This is a genomic window from Candidatus Izimaplasma bacterium HR1 (genome assembly GCA_000755705.1).
Classification (GTDB): domain Bacteria; phylum Bacillota_I; class Bacilli_A; order Izemoplasmatales; family Izemoplasmataceae; genus Xianfuyuplasma.
The window spans coordinates 375,039-395,005 of sequence record CP009415.1; the positions used below are offsets into that span (position 1 = coordinate 375,039).

The window sequence follows — 19,967 nt, forward strand, 5'->3', positions numbered from 1 at the left end:
GAATCACTTCTTTCTTTGCAGCTTTTTACTCTCATTCATAATCGTGGTATATATATTCTTAAGTTCAGGGTAATGTCTATAATTAGCCATTTTATTAAATATTGCTTCTTCTCTGTTTTTATCATATACATTAATTGTGGTTTGTTTCTTTAAGGTACCAATATGGCTTGTTTTAGCAAATCTCTCATCTAATAATTCCATAATTTTTGTATCTATAGAATCGATTTCTTTTCTTATGTTATTTATTTTATCCATTTTAGTCCCTCACTTCTAGCGATAATCTCGAGGATTGAATAGCAAGTTATGGCGTTAATTACGTGGATAACTCGATGAACAATACAAGGATCATGTCTTCCAACTAACTCCAGTAATGTTTCTTCCATCGTCCTAATGTTAATGGTGTTTTGGGGCTTACCTATTGATGATGTTGGTTTAATAGCTGTTGTAAATGTAATTGGCATACCATTACTTATACCACCTTGTATTCCACCTGAATTATTTGTAGAAGTCTTAACTAAGCCGTTTTCCAGTATAAAACTATCATTAGCTTCTGAACCATAAAGAGATGTTATATCAAATCCTTTACCGAATTCTAAACCTTTTACTGCAGGAATACTAAATACTAAGTGAGAGATAATACTTTCAATAGAATCGAAGAAAGGATCACCATATCCAGGATTCACTCCTATAATGGCTGTTTCTATGGTTCCACCAACACTATCTTTGTTTTCTTTTGCTTCTAGTATAATGGCTTTATATTCATTAGATATTTCATCATCTAACGTTGGAAAATCGCTTGAATTAAGGGTTTGTACTAATTCCTCATTTAATAGTAATTTATCAAATTTAGTACCTTTCTTATTCTTTATACTTGCAATATGTGAAGTAACATATATTTCTTTTTGCTCAAGTATCTGTTCACATATTGCTCCTAAGATTACTATTGGAGCAGTTATTCTTCCAGAGAAATGCCCACTACCTCTATAATCATTGTTATTATTGTATTTCATCTTAGCTGTATAATCGGCATGAGATGGTCTCAATATGTCTTGATTGTAGTCTTTTGAACGTGTATCTGAATTTGGGATAACAATGGTTAATGGCGTACCTGTAGTTCTATTGTTAAAATAACCACTGATGATATCAAAGGTATCTTTCTCCTGACGAGATGTGGATAATTCTGATGTTGGTCTTCTTTTATACAATGCATTATTTATTCGATCCATATCAATAGTAATGCCTGCAGGTAAGTTATTTATGACTATACCTATTGCTTTACCATGTGATTCACCAAATAAATTAATGTGGAAAGCTTTACCAAATGAACTCATAAAACCACCTAAATCCTTTCGTTTATTTCATGAACATTAATTGTCTTAATGAAGCCTTTTCCTGCTTCTTCTACAAGAATGATATTTAGTTTATTACCATTAACTTTCTTATCTGTTTTGATTATGTTGTAAATTGATTTTTTATCATATTCATATGTTAAGGGTAGATCATACTTAACTAATGCGTCTTCTAAATCTTTTTCAAAGTGTGAACCTTTTGCCATCATCATCATACCGATTGCTACAGCTTCACCATGAAGTAGATTATAATTAGAGTATTGTTCAATAGCGTGGCCAATGGTATGGCCATAGTTTAGCAATTGTCTTCTTCCATAATCTAGTTCATCTTCTACAACGATGTCTTTTTTTATGGTTACACATTTGTAGATGTAGTCCTCAATGCTATTGAATATATTATTATTTAAAATGTCGTAAAATAGCGATTTATCAGCAATTAGACCATACTTTATCATTTCAGATATACCTGATGATATTTGTCTTTGATCTAATGTTTTTAATGTGTTGGGATCTATTATTACTAGCTTTGGTTGTTTAAAGGAACCAATAGCATTCTTCATAGAAATGGCGTTAATACCTACTTTACCACCTACAGAAGAATCTATTTGTGACAATAAAGTAGTAGGTATTTGGATGTATTCTACTCCCCTTAAATAAACACTGGAAACAAAACCAACAAGATCTCCAATAACTCCTCCACCTAATGCGATGATCAAAGCACCTCTGGTTACTCCTTTGTGAATAAGTGTATTAACAAGTGAATAAGCCGTTTCCATGGATTTTGAAACTTCTCCTTGGGGTACAAATAAGGTTAATGGGTTCCCTAATAATGGTTTTATTATATTAAGGTAAATTTTAGGGATATTATCATCTGATATGATAACAATCTCTCTAGATTTGTCAATATATAAGCCAATGTTGCTAAGAATACCCTTTTGAATAACAACATCATACTCATTGTTAGGTATTTGAACGTTAATAGTTCTCATTAATATCACCTACTATTTCTAAAAGTCCACCAATTGATTTGTAGTCGTTATAGAAGTGTGGATAAGATTTATTTACTGCATTTGCATTTGTCAAAAATACTGGGTTTTGGCATCGTGTGGCCGCAATTGAAATCATCATTGCTATTCGATGATCATTGTATGAATCTAGTGTAATGTTACCCTTAAAGCTTTTTCTTCCATAAATAATTATCTGTTCATCTTTTACGTTTATATTAACACCAAGAGCTTGTAGTGTGTTTACAGTTGATTCAACTCTATCAGATTCTTTTAGTCTTAGTCTAGCGATATTCGTAATTGTCGTGGTACCTTTACTAAGTGCACCAAGTAGTGCAACTATTGGTCCTAAATCAGGGCAATTTGAAATATCTATGGTCGTACCATGAGTTTGTGAATGTTCAGTAACAAAGCCGTTTTCCGTAAATATAATTTTGCCTTTCATGCGTTTAATTATATTTATAATCTCATAATCACCTTGGAAAGACTCATGATTAAGATCATCTAATCTAACTGCACCATTTAAAATACCTGCAACCAAGAAAAATGCAGCTTGTGAGTAATCTCCTTCAACTTGGTAATTATGGGGCTTGTATGTTTGGTTTCCGGGTATAAAATAGCCGTTTTCTATTTCTTTAATCTCTATACCATATAGATCTAGCATCTCTATTGTTAAATCTATATAGCTTCTTGATTCTAGTTTACCGTTATAATAAATAGTTGAATCATCCTTTAACAGTGGTAATGAGAACATCAAACCACTGAAAAACTGTGAACTAACATTACCATCTATAAAATACTCTCTACTCTTAACTGAGCCTTTTACCACTATTTTATTATATGTTTTATTAAAGATGTTTTGGTCGTGTTCGAATATTTTCTTATATATAGTTTGTGGCCTACTTATTAAAGACTCCTTACCAGTAAAGATTATTTCTTTATCAGTTAAACTAAATAAAGGTATTAGGAATCTTAAAGTAGAACCAGATTCATTACAAAAAACCGGATCGTTATCGTATTTAGGCTTTTGAACGCCATTTACTGTGACTGTATCTCTATCTATTTCAAAATTTGCTCCCAATTGCTTAAGCGCATTAATTGTTGTCATGATATCTTCTGAGAAGACTACATTGGTTATTACACTCCTCCCTTTAGCTAGGCTTGCACATATTAATGCACGATGAGACATGCTTTTTGAGGCGGGAACTTTTATATCACCTTTTAAATTACTGGGGAAGAGCTTTATTTGGTCGTAATTTGTCATTTTATTTCACCCCTTTTTTGGGTTGAATGAATCATAATTTTTTTAAGTTTTTCCGAATCGTTCTTATCGAGCGCTTCTTTAAACTCATCTAGTTTTTCTTCGAAAGCTGCTATTCTTTTCGACAAGAAATCTTTGTTTTGCAAAAATAGCTCGGTCCAAAGGTTTTCGTTAATCATTGCAATTCTAGTTAAATCTTTATAGGAATCGCCTATAAATAGACTTGTGTCGTACATACCGTTGTCACTATTCACTAAACTAATAGCAATTGCATGAGTTAGTTGAGATGTAAAGGCTATTATGTCATCATGTTCGACATCACTTATTCTTGTGATGTTTTTAAAACCCATTTGTCTTGCTAGTGTTTCTATAAGATTTAAAGACTCTGCATTATTGTATTTTGTTGGAGTAATCACATAGTTTGCATTGTGGAAAATCGCTTCATCACTATATTCTATTCCGATTTTCTCTCTACCAGCAATTGGGTGTGTATAAACAAATTCAACATCATCATTTTTGTACATTTCAAAGTAATCAACAAGCTTTCGCTTAACGCCTACAGCATCAGCTATAATGGCATCTTTCTTAAAGCAGGGTATATATTTTTGAATAAACTTAATAGTGTCTTTTGGGTATAAACATAGAAAAATGACATCTAGATTCTTCAAAACAGACTTAGGGTCTATTGTCCCATAATCTACTATATTGTTCTCTAGTGCATAAGTTATGGTTTCTTCTTTGATGTCAATTCCATAAACTTTGTATGGATATTTACGCAAACTTTTAGCGTAAGTACCGCCAATTAAACCCATACCTACTATTCCTATGTTCATAAAATCACCCATTTTCGTAGTTATGTACTAATTATACTATATTGTGGAAAATTTTAGAATTATATTATTTGTAAGCGTTTTTTGTAAGATGGTTGCTTTTGTGGCTATTTAATGAGAAAATTAAAAAGAATATTAGGAGGTATGACGATATGGAAAATACAGATTTACGAATTGCACAAGCAGCTAGCATGAAAAATATCAAGGAAATCGCTTCAAACCTAGGTTTAGAAGAAAGTGATATTGAGTTATACGGAAACTATAAAGCTAAAATAAATCTAGATGTTATGGAAACACTGAAAGATAAAAAAAGTGGAAAAGTCATATTAGTGACAGCTATTAACCCCACACCAGCAGGGGAAGGGAAATCAACGACAACTGTTGGATTAGGCCAAGCTTTTAATAAAATTGGGGAAAACGCAATTATTGCGCTTAGAGAACCATCTTTTGGTCCTGTCATGGGAGTTAAGGGTGGAGCCGCTGGTGGTGGATATAGCCAAGTTGTACCAATGGAAGATTTAAATTTACATTTTACTGGAGATATTCATGCGATTACTACTGCAAACAACGCGGTTAGCGCAATCATTGATAATCACATTCATCAAGGCAATGAATTGAACATTGATCCACGACGTATTTCTTGGAAACGATGTATTGATATGAATGATAGAGCTTTAAGAGATGTAGTTATCGGTCTTGGGGGTGTGGGAAACAGCTTACCTAGGCAAGACGGGTTTAATATCTCAGTTGCTTCTGAAATCATGGCTGTGCTTTGTTTAGCTAATGATTTATCAGATTTAAAAGATAAAGTTCGACGTATTGTAATTGGATATACCTATTCTAGAGAACCGATTACTATTGGTGATTTGGGAGTAGAAGGTGCAGTTGCTTTAATATTGAAAGATGCTATTAAACCAAACTTGGTCCAAACATTAGAAAATACACCTGCATTAGTACATGGTGGACCATTTGCGAATATTGCTCATGGATGTAATAGTATTATTGCTACTAATATGGGGAGAAAACTAGCAGACTATGTAATAACTGAAGCTGGATTTGGTGCGGATTTAGGTGCTGAAAAATTCTTAAACATAAAAACCTTACAAGGTGGATTTGATCCTAGTGCTGTTGTTATAGTTGCGACCATAAGAGCATTAAAAATGCATGGTGGAGTTAATAAGAAAGAACTTGGTCCAGAAAATGTTGAAGCGCTAATTAAAGGGATTTCCAACTTAGAGAAGCATATCGAAACTGTAAAACATTTTGGACTGCCTTATGTTGTAGCGATAAATGCATTTACATCAGATACAAATAAAGAAACTCAAGCTTTAGAAGATTACTTGATAAGAAGTAATCATCCATATAGCCTTAGTGAAGTTTGGGCAAAAGGTGGAGATGGAGCCATAGATTTAGCAAATAAAGTGATAAACGAAATAAATACCAAAGAAAATAATTTCAATAGATTATATGAAGTAGAAGATACTTTATCTATTAAAATAGAGAAAATAGCTAAAATTGTTTATGGAGCAAAAGCAGTAGAATACTCTTCTAAAGCCAAAATCCAATTAAGAAGATTCAAAAAACAAGGATGGGACACTTTAGGAATATGTATGGCAAAAACACAATATAGTTTAAGTGATAACCCAAAAAAACTTGGGAGACCTGAAGATTTCGTAATCACTATTAGGGAATTAAGACCATCAGTGGGAGCGGGATTTATCGTTGCTTTAACAGGAGATGTAATGACAATGCCTGGATTACCTAAAAAGCCTGCAGCCCTTAATATGGACATTTCCCCTAAAGGAGAAGCTAAAGGATTATTCTAAAGAGGACGTAAAGTTCTCTTTTTTTAATTAGGTATTGTGCTAGACACAGTACTGTGTTATGATTGAGTTGGGAGATGATAATATGAATGCGCAATTTAAAAGAGGTATTGTAGAACTTTGTGTTCTGTCTGAACTAGTTCAAGAAGATATGTATGGATATTTGATCATTAATAATATATCTGATCATCTAGATGTAAATGAAAACACAATATATCCAATTCTTAGAAGATTAACTAAAGAAGGATATTTTACAACATATTTAAAGGAATCAAATATAGGTGCACCGCGTAAATACTACAAAATCACTAAAATAGGATTTAACTATTATTTACAATTACGAGATTCATGGGACAGTTTTATAGGTGGAGTTTATGAAATTCTTAATAAAGGAGGGAAAAAGAATGAAGAAATTTTTAAAAGATTTGCAAAACGCATTGAAGAAATTGAAAGTAAGTAATGAGGAAGTAGAAGAAATATTATCAGATCATGAAGAAATGATAAATGAAGCATTAAATCAAGGTTTGTCAGAAGAGGAAATATCAAATAAGTTTGGTGATCCTATGAAAGTAGCTCAAGACCTATATAACGACCTAAATAAAGTTGAAGTAGATGTAAATAAATATGTTCAAGATAGTGAATTTAGCTCTATAAAAGATTTTGAAATCTTTAAAGTATTTCCAGTAACTGATTTAAAGGAGATTATTGTTAAATTGGTCTCGGAGGATATTGAGATTTATCCTTATGAAGGGCAAAATATTGAAGTTCATTATCATAAAGTAAAGAACTTAGATAAATATGAAACTTCACTGGAAAATGGCGTATTTAAGCTAATTAGAAAAACTGGATTAAATGTAAATGTGTTTAATCGTGATAACGGTGATTTTGTTGTTAGATATCCAAATGTTGGAAAGTTAGAAAATTATGATATTAAGAGTGTATCTGGAGATTGTGATTTAAAAGGTATTGCTACTTCAAAACTTAAACTAAAATCTACATCTGGAGATTTTGAAGTAACAGGAATTGTCGTAACAGAGCCGACAGAGTTTACTACAGTAAGCGGGGACTTTGAAGTTGTAGATGCAAATTTAAAATCTGTTAAAATGAATACTGTTTCAGGGGATTTTGAATGCAAAGATCTTAAAATAGATGAAGACATCGATATGAATACAGTATCTGGGGATTTTGAATTCTTGAATGTTTCAGCAAACAGTGCTGTCTTTAACTCAGTAAGCGGAGATTTAGAAGCAAATGAGTTTTATGTTGAGAAAATCGATCTTAAATCTGTAAGTGGAGATGTTGAAATTAGTAATACAGATAAAACAAGACCTATCACTGTAGGAAGAAAAAGATCATTAAGTGGAGATATTAGTATTAATCAATAAGAAAGGAGCTCGCTCCTTTTTTTTGTGTTATAATCGAATTAGAGGAGTGATATAATTGGATTTATTAGCTAAATTTAGAGAAATACAGGAAAAACAGAAATCATATCAATATGTCCTAAACATAATTGGATGGGATAGTGCAACAGAGGCACCAGGAGCTGCATTCCCAAGAAGAGCAAAAATGTTACAATTTGTAACCGGAGAATTATTTAAATTAGGAGTAAATGAGGAATACCAACAAGCGGTATATGGCTTGTTTGAGCAACTTGATACTCTTGAAGATTCTGTGCAAAGAGAGATTAAGAAAGCAAAAAAAGCGCTAGACAAACTTACTAAGATTCCTGAAAATGAATTTGTAGAATACCAAACTTTGGTTGGGTTATCTCAAAGACTTTGGGAAGAAGCAAAAGAAAAGAATGATTGGGACATGTTTAAAGGTAATTTAGAGAAATTAGTTGATTATAATCGCAAATTTATTACATATTTCGATACAGATAAAGAGGCTTATGATGTGTTATTGGACGATTACGAAGAAGGAATGGACATGTTTAAATACGATAAGTTCTTCAACACATTGAAAAAAGACTTGGTACCATTCGTAAGAAAAGTTCTTAAAGAGGGAAAACCGCTAGATAAAGACTTCACTTTAGATTTCTTTGAAGCGAACAAGCAAAAGGAGTTCTGTGAATATTTAATCGACGTTTTAGATTTTGATCGTACAAAAGGACTTATGAAAGAGAGTGTTCATCCTTTTACTTGGAATACACATCCTTCTGATGTAAGATTTACGACAAGATACTTAGAAAACTTTGTATTTTCTTCAATATTTGCTGCAATACATGAATTAGGTCACGCTACATATGAGCAGCAAATAGATGAAAAATGGAATGAGACAGGCTTAAGTGGTGGGACTTCAATGGGTATTCATGAGTCACAATCTAGATTCTATGAGAATGTTATTGGAAGAAGTAGAGAATTTTGGGAAGTACATTATCCTGCTTTTAAGGAATTATTCCCAGAACAACTTAAAGACGTAACACTTGATGATTTTCATCGAGCTACAAATAAAGTAGAAGCTTCGTTTGTACGTGTTGAAGCCGATGAGTTAACTTATCCTCTGCATATCATGCTTCGTTATGAAATTGAGAGAATGCTGTTCTCAAATGAAATTGAAGTTGATGATTTACCAAGAGTATGGAGTGAGAAAATGGTGGAATATCTTGGTATAGAGCCAAAAGATTATGCCGACGGTGTATTACAAGATGTTCACTGGAGTGCTGGATTATTTGGATATTTCCCAACATATGCACTGGGAAGTGCTTATGCAGCACAATTCTACTACACTATGATGAAGGAAATTGATATTGATGAACTTGTAAGAACAAACAAAATCAAAGATATAAATAAATGGTTGAAGGAGAAAATTCACCAATTCGGTAGTTCTAAGAATCCTGAAGAATTATTAGTTGATATAACTGGTGAAAAATTCAATCCTAAATATTACGTTAAGTATCTAATTGAGAAATACACAAAACTGTATTTATAAAACGAATCATTGACTAGTGGGGAAACCGCTTTAAATAGACAAAAAGAGTAATCAATCAAATGATTACTCTTTTCTTTGTTTTATTAAAAAAGCACTGTGTTATAATTAACTTGGAGGCGATAATATGAAATATATTGATCTAGATTATAGTGAAAAAGCAAGTGAAATGTTACCTGCTTTAGAAAATGGGATTTTTATGACTACGAAGGTAGGAGACAAAGTTAATACAATGACTATCGCTTGGGGTGGAATCAACTTTGTTTGGAATAAACCAGTATTTGTTGCTTATGTAAGATATTCTAGAGATACATATGAAATGATGAAGAATACTGAAGAATTCACAATAAATGTACCTCTACACAATGATCTAAAGAATGAATTGGCCTTCTGTGGTACGAAATCAGGCCGAGACTACGATAAAATTAGGGAATGTAATTTTACTCTCATAGATGGAAGAATTGTTAACACGCCAATTATAGCTGATTGTGAGATGCATTATGAATGTAAAGTTATTTATAAACAAGCAATGGAACCTAATAATATTCCTGAGAGTATTTTACAAAGGTATTATACAAACAATAATTTTCATGTTATATTTTATGGTGAGATTGTAGATTCTTATATCATAAAAGGAGAGTAAATTTATGGGAGAAATCATTAGTGGTAAGGAATTATCTAAGCAAATAAGAGAAGAAGTTAGACTTCAAGTAGAAGAACTGAAATGCAAGTATAAAGCCGTTCCCCATCTAGCAGTGGTCTTAGTTGGAGAAGATCCAGCAAGCCAAAGTTATGTGAAAGCGAAAGAACGTGCTTGTATAAAAGCAGGTATGAAAAGTACGGCAATTATAAAACCATTAACAATTACTGAAGAAGCGTTGTTGAATATAGTAAAAGACTTAAATGATGATACAACGGTTCATGGTATACTTGTACAACTTCCATTACCTAAACATATTGATGAGAATAAAGTAATTGATGCGATAGATATTACTAAAGACGTTGATGGGTTCCATCCTTTGAATGTCGCCTATATGCATTTAGGTAGAGATGCTATTTTACCAGCTACACCTAAAGGAATCATGACGATGATTCATAGTAAAAACATTGAGCTAAAAGGTAAAGATGCAATTATAATTGGACGTAGTAATATAGTGGGGAAACCCATAGCTATGCTATTGATGAAAGAACATGCAACTGTGCAAATTGCTCATAGTAGAACTGTAAACTTAAAGGAAAAATGTCTAAGATCAGACATTATAGTAGCTGCTGTTGGACGACCAAATACTGTTACATCTGATATGGTAAAAGATGGTGCAGTTATAATTGATGTAGGTGTTAACCGAGTTGATGGTAAACTTTGTGGTGATTGTGATTTTGAAAACATCAAAGACAAAGCAAGTTATATTACTCCTGTTCCAGGTGGAGTTGGACCTATGACAATAACATCATTATTACAAAATACACTTGAATGCTTTGAGAGGTTAATGAAATGATAGATAGATATAGAAGAGAAATAGTAGAAAACATCTTTACAGATGAGAATAAATTTAAAGCTTATCTATTAATGGAAATATATACTTTAGAAGCATGGAGTGAATTAGGTGTTATACCCAAAGAAGATGTTGATAAAGTAAGGGAAAACGCTAATTTTAGCGTAGAACGTATAAAAGAGATAGAACAAGAAACAAGACATGACATCGTCGCTTTCACAAGATGTGTAAGCGAATATCTAGGTGAAGAAAAGAAATGGGTACACTATGGTTTAACAAGTACAGATGTTGTTGATACAGCAAATGGTTACTTATATAAACTAGCTAATGATATCCTATTTGAGGATTTACTAAAATTCCAAGAAGTTCTTAGAAAACAAGCTTTGAGATTTGAAAAAACGCCTTGTATTGGAAGAACTCACGGAATTCATGCAGATATTACTTCATTTGGACTTAAATGGGCATTATGGTTTGATGAGTTTAGTCGTCATTTAGAAAGGTTTAAACTAGTTAGAGATGAAGTGGAAATGGGTAAAATAAGCGGTGCAGTAGGAAATTTCGCTAATACACCTCCATTTGTTCAAGATTATGTTTGTGAGAAGTTAGGAATTAACTCAGCAAATATATCTACTCAGACATTACAAAGGGATCGTCATGCTAATTATATGGCGGAACTCGCACTTATTGGTTCTTCAATGGAAAAAATCGCTGTTGAGATTCGCCATTTACAAAGAACTGAAGTAAGAGAACTAGAAGAATTCTTTAGAAAAGGCCAAAAAGGTTCAAGTGCAATGCCTCACAAGAGAAATCCGATAAGTTCAGAAAATATCGCTGGATGTTCCAGAGTACTAAGAGGATATATGCTTGCTTCATATGAGAATATTCCTTTATGGCATGAAAGAGATATTTCACATTCTGCAGTTGAGAGAATTATTGTTCCAGATGCAATAATGCTTCTAGATTATATGCTTAATCGCTATACAAAGGTGTTAGAAAATATTACTGTATTCGAAGATAGAATGTTAAAAAACATCTATATTACAAATGGTGTTATATTCTCACAAAGAATTCTATCTAAGTTAATTGAAAAAGGGTTATCACGTGAAGTTGCATATGATACAGTTCAACCTTTATCAATGAAATCATGGGAAAATGGCTTGTTATTTAAGGAATTGCTTCTTGATAGTAAGGAAATAAATGAATATTTGTCCAAAGAAGAGATTGAAGAATCTTTCGATATATCATACTTTCTAAAGAATGTCAGAACCATCTTTGAACGCGTAGGTATAGTTTAAAATGATGAAATTATATCGAGTAATAATTTGTATAACACTACCAATATTCATCATTATGCTTTTTGCTAGTTTGTTAACAACAAAACAATATTTATTACTTTCTAAAGGACATTATGAATCTCATGAGGAAATATATTATGATCACGACTTTGCAGCAGATCGAATCATGGGTTATCTGAATTATAGATATGATAATTTAGAGTTTGGTATAGATGAATTTGATGGTGCTACAATTATGAGAGACATAGAAATCAGTCATATGGTAGATGTTAAAAACCTATATACAGCTTTGAGATTAGTTGCTCTTGGATCCTTAACTATAGGGGTTTCCCTGTCAGTCTATCTGTATAAGAAAGACAAAAAGGAACTTTACAAAACATTAAAGGCATTACCCTTAGCTCCAATCTTGTTCATTCTATTTGTAGGAGGATATATGCTTATTGATTTTAATACAGCGTTCACAACATTCCATCAAATATTCTTTTCAAATAATGATTGGCTCTTATATAGTGATGACGTTTTAATTCTATTACTACCAGAAATGTTTTGGATGGTAAGCGGGATAATAATACTCATATTATTCTCATCATCATTAGGATTAATTTACTTCTTAAATGAAAAGTATTTAAAAAACGCTTAATTTAGCGTTTTTTTTATGAAAATGCTTTCTTTTGATTGTCTATTTATTATTAATTTGGTATTATTAAAATAGTTGGTATTATATATGATCGAAAATATGGTTCGATTGTCTCTACCCTGTGCCGTAAACAACAGGACTATGATACTTATACAATAAAAAGAGATAATTCTCCTTTTTTCATTTGTGTATAGTGCCTACTAAATACAAAAAAAGAAAAAATGGAGGATTTTTTAATGGAGTTTATCAAAAGTTTCTTTAAATTGGAAGAACGTGGTTCTGGGTTAACTAGAGAATTAATCGGGGGATTAACAACATTCTTGGCTATGGCATATATATTGCCGGTAAATAGCTTCATGTTAGCAAAAACCGGAATTCCACTAGGAGGAGTATTCTTAGCAACTGCATTAGCTGCGGCAATCGCATCTATAGTAATGGGAATACTAGCTAATTTACCTGTAGCTTTAGCGCCGGGTATGGGATTAAATGCATTTTTCACATACACATTAGTATTTGGTATGGGATTATCATGGCAAGCTGCATTAGCTGCTGTATTAGTATCAGGAGTTTTATTCTTTATTATTTCAGTTACTGGATTAAGAAAGATTGTTATTAACGCAATTCCTGCTGGCTTGAAATTTGCTGTAGGAGCTGGAATTGGATTCTTTATTACATTTATTGGATTAAAAAATGCTGGTATTATTGTTGATGATGGAGCAACATTAGTTGCTTTAGGTGATTTTTCTCATCCTGCAGTATTATTAGGACTATTTGGAATTTTATTAGTAGTAGTACTTTATTCTATGGGTAATCGTTTCAGTTTAATTATCTCAATATTCGCTACTGCTGTTGTTGGGTTAGTTTTAGGAGCAGTTGCACCAGATTTCTTTACAGTTGCTGCTGTTGGACCTGAATCTACAAATGCCGGAATTGAGTTAATGGTTATGCCTGCTTATTCTAACTTTAGTATTTCTGAAGTATGGACAGGTGCTGGAAAAACAATAGGAGCTGCATTTGGTGGATTTGGTGAATTATTTAGTTCTGCTTCTGCATTCACAATTATCTTCGCTTTACTATTTGTTGATTTCTTCGATACTGCTGGTACATTAATGGCTGTTGGAAATCAAGCTGGATTAGTAAATGACGAAGGGGAGTTAGTTGGTTCAGAAAAAGCTCTATTAGTTGATTCTATTGGGACTATGACAGGAGCTGTATTAGGAACATCTAATGTTACTTCATATATTGAAAGTGCAACAGGAATTGAATCTGGAGCACGTACAGGATTATCTAGTGTAGTTGTTGGACTATTATTCATATTAGCAATCTTCCTATATCCATTATTAAGTATTGTTAATGGTGTTGTTATAGGATTTGACGCATATAATGATGTTGTTGTTTATGCACCAGTTACTTCAATGGCTTTGGTAATGGTTGGAGCATTAATGGTAGGACAACTTAAAGAAGTTGATTGGAATGACAAAGCAATCGTTATCCCAGCATTCTTAACTATTGTAATGATGATGTTAACTTATTCAATCGCAACTGGTATCGCAGTAGGATTTATTTTCTACCCAGTAGTGAAACTTGCACAAGGTAAAGGTAAAGAAGTTAATATTGTAATGTACATACTTGCAGTTCTATTTGTTCTTAACTTTGTATTAGGAGCAATTTAGAGTATAAATTGATTTTATATCTTCTCTTAACAAAAAAAGGAGTAGCGAAATTGCTACTCCTTTTTATCTATATTTTTATTTTTATTACCACATGTCACTTTATCACAATTTGTACACCATAATGTTTCATTAGAAATTCTATAAAATCTTTCTGGATGAACTAAATGATGATATTCCCAATATAAGAAAATTCCAATTCCCAAAATAAAAATTGTTATTGTATAAATATTCGGAATAAAAATCAGAATTGAAAATTTCATGATTCGATCCCAATTTGAGATACGACATGTATTGCAGCATGAGTTTTTAAAAAATAGTGATCTAAATGGACACCATAACATAATACAAAAATAATCTGCAAAGTTTAATCCAAAGAAGATTAAGTAGATAAATTTCTTATCTAGCCAATCGAAATGAATGTATGATAATCCAAGTGTTATTATTCCCAAACTGTATAAAACGAACACTAATAGGGCTATTTTGTTGCTTTTCTTAGTAAAAATTCGTAGTTTTTCTTTGTCATACTCAACTACCGGTTTATAAAGTCTTTCTTGCATTTTACCCGAATAGATAGCATCGTTAAACACTGGTAAAATCACTGAAAATGAATCGACTATAAAATAAACGAAAAATAATGGGTATAAATACTGTTCCACAACGTCAATTAGGTTAGGGAAGAATATAAGGAAAACGGCTGTATTTAGCAATAAAACTAAACTTAATGCAAATTTGAAGAAGATTTTGTTCATAATATCACCTGATTATTATTATAATACTTTAAGAAAGTGTTTACAATATTCTTCTTTTCTACTAAAATATTGATATGAAATTAAGAAGGTGATTTTTATGAGAAAATTAATAGATCAAGAAAAAATGCATCGAACAATTCGAAGAATCTCCCATGAAGTTATTGAGCAAAATTTAGATTTGGAAAATTTAATAATTTTAGGAGTGAAATCGAAAGGTGTTCCATTGGCAAAAATTATTAAGGAAAATATTCTAAAAATTGAAAATGTTGATGTTCCAATTTATAATCTAGATATTTCCGGATATCGAGATGATAAAAAAATTAGTGATTTTCAAAAACTAGATATAGATCTTAATGATAAAACTGTATTAGTTGTCGATGATGTTTTATTTACAGGAAGAACTGTAAGAGCAAGCATGGATGCAATTATTGATTTAGGAAGACCTTCAAAGATACAATTAGCAGTTTTGGTTGATAGAGGACATAGAGAATTGCCAATTCGAGCTGATTATGTTGGTAAAAATATGCCAACAAGTGCTGATGAACTAGTAAAAGTTAGTTTTACTGGAGAAATAGGTGTTTATATTCTAAGTAAAGAGGAGAAACAATAGTGGAGAATATCAAGAGGGTAGATTCAGAACTATATGAAGCAATAATGCTGGAAAAAGGTAGACAGGAATCACATATTGAATTAATTGCTTCAGAGAATTTTGTTAGTAAGGCCGTTTTAGAAGCACAAGGAAGCGTATTAACTAATAAATATGCTGAAGGATATCCAGGAAGAAGATATTATGGTGGTTGTGAATTTGTTGATATGACAGAGAACTTAGCGAGAGATCGAGTTAAGAAGCTATTTAATGTCAAATATGCCAATGTTCAAGCGCATAGTGGTTCAACAGCAAACATGGGAGCTTATAGAGCTATTCTTAACCCTGGAGACACAGTTTTAGGGATGAGTCTTGATCATGGTGGACATTTAACTCATGGACATCCATTAAATTTTAGCGGAATCGATTATAATTTTATTAGTTACGGTGTTGATGAAATTACAGAACAAATCAATTATGATGAATTAGAAAGAATTGCTATTGAAAACAAACCGAATCTGATTGTGGCTGGAGCTAGCGCTTACCCACGAAAAATTGATTTTGCCAGAATTAAGGATATTTGCGATAAAGTTGGAGCAAAATTCATGGTCGATATGGCTCATATAGCTGGATTAGTAGCTGCAGGATTACACCAAAATCCTTGTGACTACGCTGATGTTATTACTTCAACAACCCACAAAACATTAAGAGGACCACGTGGTGGTATTATCCTTACAAATAGTTTTGAATTATATAAGCAAATCAATAGAGTTATATTCCCAGGAATTCAAGGTGGACCTTTGATGCATGTGATTGCGGCAAAAGCTATGGCTTTTAAAGAAGCTTTAAGCCCTGAGTTCAAAGAATACCAAGAAAAAGTAATTGTTAATGCAGATGCTTTAGCTAAAGCGTTAATATGTCACGGATTTAAAGTGGTTTCTGGTGGAACTGACAATCATTTAATTTTGGTAGAAGTTAAATCATTAACGGGTTTAACAGGAAAAGACGCTGAGAAATTATTAGATTGTGTTAAAATTACATGTAATAAGAACACAGTACCTAACGATACTGAAAAACCTTTTATTACGAGTGGTATTCGTTTAGGAACTCCTGCAGTAACTTCTAGAGGTTTTAATGAAAAAGACATGGAAGTAATTGCAAAATGTATTTTTGATACATTAATGAATCCTGAAGATGAGAAAGTACATGATGATGTAAGAAAAACTGTTAAAGAACTAGCCGATAAATACCCATTAAATTATTAGAATCATAATCTCAATCACAAAGGAGTGATCATATGAGAGCAATAATAATTTCAAGTGGTGGATATCTAGATAAGCGAATCGATAGAATACTTAAAAATAACAATATCAAGGGTGATATTGAAACAAAACTAACAAGAAATATGATAAACGTTTATGATTGTGTGATATTTTCACATAATATTGATATTCCCAACTTACCAAAACTAATTGAAACATTGGTATTGGAAAGAAAAATCTTAGTTATTTATATAAATAATGTTTCGTCAATTGGATATTACTATAATGTATTTAATGATATATTCTTTAGTATGGTGACTGAAATATCACTAGAAATTGAGCTACCAATAGTTATAAATAATAACTCAAAATACACTAAAGAAATTGTCAATTTAGAAGAAGAAATCACTCAATTGAAGGAAAGTAATGAATTACTAAAACTAACCAATAAGGCAAAATTAGTTTTAATGAGAAAAGGCTTTACTGAAGCGGAGTCCCATAAGTTAATACAAAGAAAATCAATGGAATTACGAGTTTCTAAGTTAAAGCTTGTAAACCTTATCATTGAAAATAAGATTGACTTTTAAATCACCCTTATCTATAATTGATTTTGTAGACAAGGACGTCTCATAAAACAAAAAATATCATTATAATGGTGTCAATGCTGACAAAGCATTTTTGACACCATTTTTTTTATTTTTCAAGGAGGAAAAAGAAAATGATTAAATTTACTAAGGAAGCAATTCTAAAAAATGCAAAAGAAGAAAATGTTAAGTATGTAAGATTATGTTTTACTGATATTCACGGAGTAATTAAAAATGTTGAGGTACCAGCAAGTAAACTAGAAGATGCATTAGACAATGAAATTATGTTTGATGGTTCTTCAATTGATGGATTCGTACGTATACAAGAAGCTGATATGTACTTAAGACCCGATTATAATACTTGGTTAATATCATCTTGGGAGCAAACAACTTATGGTAAAGTCGCTATGTTAATTTGTGATATTTATTTACCTTCAGGGGAACCATTTATTGGAGATCCACGAGGAATACTAAAGAGAAATGTTTTAAAAATGAAAAAACTTGGTTTTACGTCTTTCAATATTGGTGTTGAACCAGAATTTTTCTTGTTTAAACTTGATGAGAAAGGAAATCCTACTTTAGATTTTAATGACAATGGAGGATATTTCGATTTAGCGCCAGTTGACGGTGCAGAAGATTGTCGTAGAGATATTGTATTAGAATTAGAGAAGATTGGATTTAACATGGAAGCATCACATCATGAAGTAGCACCAGGACAACATGAAATTAACTTTGAGTATGAAGGTGTTGTTGAAGGATGCGATAGCTTACAAATCTTTAAAGTAGTAGTTAAAAATGTTGCAAAGAGACACGGACTTCATGCAACGTTCATGCCAAAACCCATTTCTGACATTAATGGTTCAGGAATGCATACAAACTGTTCCTTAAATGATAAAGATGGCAATAATGCTTTCTATGATCCTGATGGAGAGATTGGATTAAGCGATGTAGCTAAGTATTGGATCGCTGGTATTATGAAGAACGCTCGTGCTTTTACTGCTATTACGAATCCAACTGTTAACTCATATAAGCGTTTAGTGCCAGGTTATGAAGCACCTTGTTATGTTTCTTGGTCTGATGCTAACAGAAGTGCTATGATTCGAATACCTGCTAAGAGAGGACGTGCAACACGCACAGAGATTAGAAGTGTAGATCCTTCTGCAAATCCATATTTGGCAATGTCGGCTATTTTAGCTAGTGGACTTGAAGGTGTTGAAAAGAAACTTGAATGTAAAGAAAGAGTATATATAAATCTATATGAGTTATCAAGATCAGAAAGAGAAGCAATGGGAATAGAAAACTTACCTGAGAACTTAAAAGATGCGGTTAAAGCGTTAAAAAGAAACTCGGTTATTCAAGAAGCCCTTGGAGAACATGCTGTTGAAAAATTTATTGAAGCAAAAACAAGAGAATGGGATGAATTTAGAACTTCAGTAACTGAATGGGAAATAAAAAAATATTTATAAGTAATATAAAAAAAACCGTTTCGAATAAGAAACGGTTTTTTATTTGCAATATATATATTGTTGGATAATCGCTTAGATAGAAGACCAACCACACTTATCTTAGATTGTATTAATAAAAAAAGAGTTGATTAAATTCAACTCTCTTTATTTTATTTCTTCAATTATCTTCTCTAAGTCGTCATTGGTAAAATTGTATTTTGTGTTGCAAAAATGACAGACTGCTTCAACAGGATCATCATCTATTTTTAGTTTCTCTAATTCCTCTACACCTAGAGAAATTAATCCTTTTTCAAATTTCTCTCTAGAACAGTTACATTTATATTCCAACTCTAAATGTTCTAACAATTTATAATCATCTTTAGTAATTGATTCAATAATCATTTCTGGTGTATAATCATTTTTTATCATTTCACTAACAGGCATTATATTTTCTAGTGCTTTTTCTATCTTATCGATGGTTTCACTTTTACAACCAGGCATTACTTGTAAAATAAATCCTCCACTTGAAATTATAGTGTTGTCATCATTTACTAATACTCCTAAGCCAACAGCGCTAGGAATTTGCTCACTTGCTGTAAAATAATATGCGAAGTCTTCTGCTATTTCTCCTGTTTGGATTTCAGCGCTTGATGTAAACATATCACGAACTTTCAAATCTTTTGTTACGTGAATAAAGCCGTTTCCTACAGCTTGTCCTACATTCAGTTTGCCACTATCATATTGAAGAAAAACATGATTGTTACCAACATAACCTCTAACTTCACCAAAGGTATTTGTTGTAGCAACCATACCACCAAGAGGACCATCACCTTCAACTCTAATTGTTAGTTCCTGATCACCTTTATACATTGCACCCATAATTACGCTTGCTGTTAACAATCGACCAAAAGCAGCTGCACTTGTTGGCCATAAATCATGTATTTTCTGTGCATGAGCTACTAAATTTGTTGTGTTGGCACTGTATATCCTTACCGTACCATCAAAAGCAAAAGCTTTTACTAAATAATCTTTCATATAAATCACCAAA

Annotated in this window: 20 protein-coding genes and 1 riboswitch; of the genes, 13 read left to right on the forward strand and 7 right to left on the reverse strand. The window is 32.1% G+C overall.

Annotation, left to right across the window (positions count from 1 at the left end):
- Positions 1 to 3 precede the first annotated feature (3 nt).
- Genes KQ51_RS02015 through KQ51_RS02035 form a run of 5 tightly spaced genes read right to left on the reverse strand, consistent with a single transcriptional unit; the run spans position 4 to position 4,447 of the window.
- Positions 4 to 255 carry a chorismate mutase gene (locus tag KQ51_RS02015; protein ID WP_038468288.1) on the reverse strand — a complete coding sequence of 84 codons (252 nt, stop codon included), beginning with the start codon at positions 253 to 255 and terminating at the stop codon, positions 4 to 6.
- Complete coding sequence (gene aroC, locus KQ51_RS02020; RefSeq protein ID WP_038468291.1) at positions 243 to 1,331, reverse strand: chorismate synthase; 1,089 nt, start codon at positions 1,329 to 1,331, stop codon at positions 243 to 245. Before aroC ends, KQ51_RS02015 begins: the two co-directional genes overlap by 13 nt.
- Before the next feature lie 8 nt (positions 1,332 to 1,339).
- A complete protein-coding gene (gene aroB, locus KQ51_RS02025) occupies positions 1,340 to 2,338 on the reverse strand; it encodes a 3-dehydroquinate synthase (RefSeq protein ID WP_038468294.1) in 999 nt (332 codons plus the stop codon).
- A complete protein-coding gene (gene aroA, locus KQ51_RS02030; RefSeq protein ID WP_038468296.1) occupies positions 2,325 to 3,617 on the reverse strand; it encodes a 3-phosphoshikimate 1-carboxyvinyltransferase in 1,293 nt (430 codons plus the stop codon). Before aroA ends, aroB begins: the two co-directional genes overlap by 14 nt.
- Complete coding sequence (locus tag KQ51_RS02035) at positions 3,614 to 4,447, reverse strand: prephenate dehydrogenase (RefSeq protein WP_038468299.1); 834 nt, start codon at positions 4,445 to 4,447, stop codon at positions 3,614 to 3,616. Before KQ51_RS02035 ends, aroA begins: the two co-directional genes overlap by 4 nt.
- Before the next feature lie 149 nt (positions 4,448 to 4,596).
- Here KQ51_RS02035 and KQ51_RS02040 point away from each other — a divergent pair, with 149 nt between their 5' ends.
- From KQ51_RS02040 to KQ51_RS02080, 9 genes are all read left to right on the forward strand, one after another.
- Complete coding sequence (locus tag KQ51_RS02040; RefSeq protein WP_038468302.1) at positions 4,597 to 6,270, forward strand: formate--tetrahydrofolate ligase; 1,674 nt, start codon at positions 4,597 to 4,599, stop codon at positions 6,268 to 6,270.
- Positions 6,271 to 6,352: 82 nt separating this feature from the next.
- The gene (locus KQ51_RS02045; protein WP_052609052.1) at positions 6,353 to 6,727 is read left to right on the forward strand and encodes a PadR family transcriptional regulator; all 375 of its coding nucleotides are present in this window, start codon (positions 6,353 to 6,355) and stop codon (positions 6,725 to 6,727) included.
- Positions 6,672 to 7,652 (forward strand): DUF4097 family beta strand repeat-containing protein, encoded by a 981-nt coding sequence (locus KQ51_RS02050; RefSeq protein WP_038468304.1) that lies wholly within the window; start codon positions 6,672 to 6,674, stop codon positions 7,650 to 7,652. The genes KQ51_RS02045 and KQ51_RS02050 overlap by 56 nt, the downstream gene beginning before the upstream one ends.
- Positions 7,653 to 7,707: 55 nt before the next feature.
- Entirely contained in the window at positions 7,708 to 9,198 is a 1,491-nt protein-coding gene (locus KQ51_RS02055) for a carboxypeptidase M32 (protein WP_038468307.1), read from the forward strand.
- A gap of 124 nt (positions 9,199 to 9,322) precedes the next feature.
- A complete protein-coding gene (locus KQ51_RS02060) occupies positions 9,323 to 9,838 on the forward strand; it encodes a flavin reductase family protein (protein ID WP_038468309.1) in 516 nt (171 codons plus the stop codon).
- Between the two features lie 4 nt (positions 9,839 to 9,842).
- Positions 9,843 to 10,691: a bifunctional 5,10-methylenetetrahydrofolate dehydrogenase/5,10-methenyltetrahydrofolate cyclohydrolase gene (locus KQ51_RS02065; RefSeq protein ID WP_038468312.1), complete on the forward strand. Its 849-nt coding sequence runs from the start codon at positions 9,843 to 9,845 to the stop codon at positions 10,689 to 10,691.
- Positions 10,688 to 11,983 (forward strand): adenylosuccinate lyase, encoded by a 1,296-nt coding sequence (purB, locus tag KQ51_RS02070; RefSeq protein WP_038468317.1) that lies wholly within the window; start codon positions 10,688 to 10,690, stop codon positions 11,981 to 11,983. Before KQ51_RS02065 ends, purB begins: the two co-directional genes overlap by 4 nt.
- 1 nt (position 11,984) lies before the next feature.
- The gene (locus tag KQ51_RS02075) at positions 11,985 to 12,623 is read left to right on the forward strand and encodes a TIGR01906 family membrane protein (RefSeq protein ID WP_038468321.1); all 639 of its coding nucleotides are present in this window, start codon (positions 11,985 to 11,987) and stop codon (positions 12,621 to 12,623) included.
- Positions 12,624 to 12,681: 58 nt separating this feature from the next.
- Positions 12,682 to 12,782: riboswitch (purine riboswitch) on the forward strand.
- Between the two features lie 74 nt (positions 12,783 to 12,856).
- On the forward strand, positions 12,857 to 14,293 hold the full coding sequence (locus tag KQ51_RS02080) for an NCS2 family permease (protein ID WP_038468323.1): 1,437 nt from the start codon (positions 12,857 to 12,859) through the stop codon (positions 14,291 to 14,293).
- Between the two features lie 53 nt (positions 14,294 to 14,346).
- Here the strand turns inward: KQ51_RS02080 and KQ51_RS02085 are convergent, their stop codons facing one another.
- Positions 14,347 to 15,042 (reverse strand): hypothetical protein, encoded by a 696-nt coding sequence (locus KQ51_RS02085; RefSeq protein ID WP_038468326.1) that lies wholly within the window; start codon positions 15,040 to 15,042, stop codon positions 14,347 to 14,349.
- Between the two features lie 97 nt (positions 15,043 to 15,139).
- On the opposite strand from KQ51_RS02085, the gene pyrR reads away from it, so the two are divergent.
- The 4 genes from pyrR (at position 15,140) to glnA (ending at position 18,940) form a co-directional block, all read left to right on the forward strand.
- A complete protein-coding gene (gene pyrR, locus KQ51_RS02090) occupies positions 15,140 to 15,652 on the forward strand; it encodes a bifunctional pyr operon transcriptional regulator/uracil phosphoribosyltransferase PyrR (RefSeq protein WP_038468329.1) in 513 nt (170 codons plus the stop codon).
- Complete coding sequence (glyA, locus tag KQ51_RS02095) at positions 15,652 to 16,893, forward strand: serine hydroxymethyltransferase (protein WP_038468332.1); 1,242 nt, start codon at positions 15,652 to 15,654, stop codon at positions 16,891 to 16,893. Before pyrR ends, glyA begins: the two co-directional genes overlap by 1 nt.
- 32 nt (positions 16,894 to 16,925) lie before the next feature.
- On the forward strand, positions 16,926 to 17,477 hold the full coding sequence (locus KQ51_RS02100; protein WP_038468335.1) for a hypothetical protein: 552 nt from the start codon (positions 16,926 to 16,928) through the stop codon (positions 17,475 to 17,477).
- Between the two features lie 131 nt (positions 17,478 to 17,608).
- A complete protein-coding gene (gene glnA, locus KQ51_RS02105) occupies positions 17,609 to 18,940 on the forward strand; it encodes a type I glutamate--ammonia ligase (protein WP_038468337.1) in 1,332 nt (443 codons plus the stop codon).
- A gap of 144 nt (positions 18,941 to 19,084) precedes the next feature.
- On the opposite strand, the gene hslO is transcribed toward glnA, so the two are convergent.
- On the reverse strand, positions 19,085 to 19,954 hold the full coding sequence (gene hslO / locus KQ51_RS02110) for an Hsp33 family molecular chaperone HslO (RefSeq protein ID WP_038468340.1): 870 nt from the start codon (positions 19,952 to 19,954) through the stop codon (positions 19,085 to 19,087).
- Positions 19,955 to 19,967 lie beyond the last annotated feature (13 nt).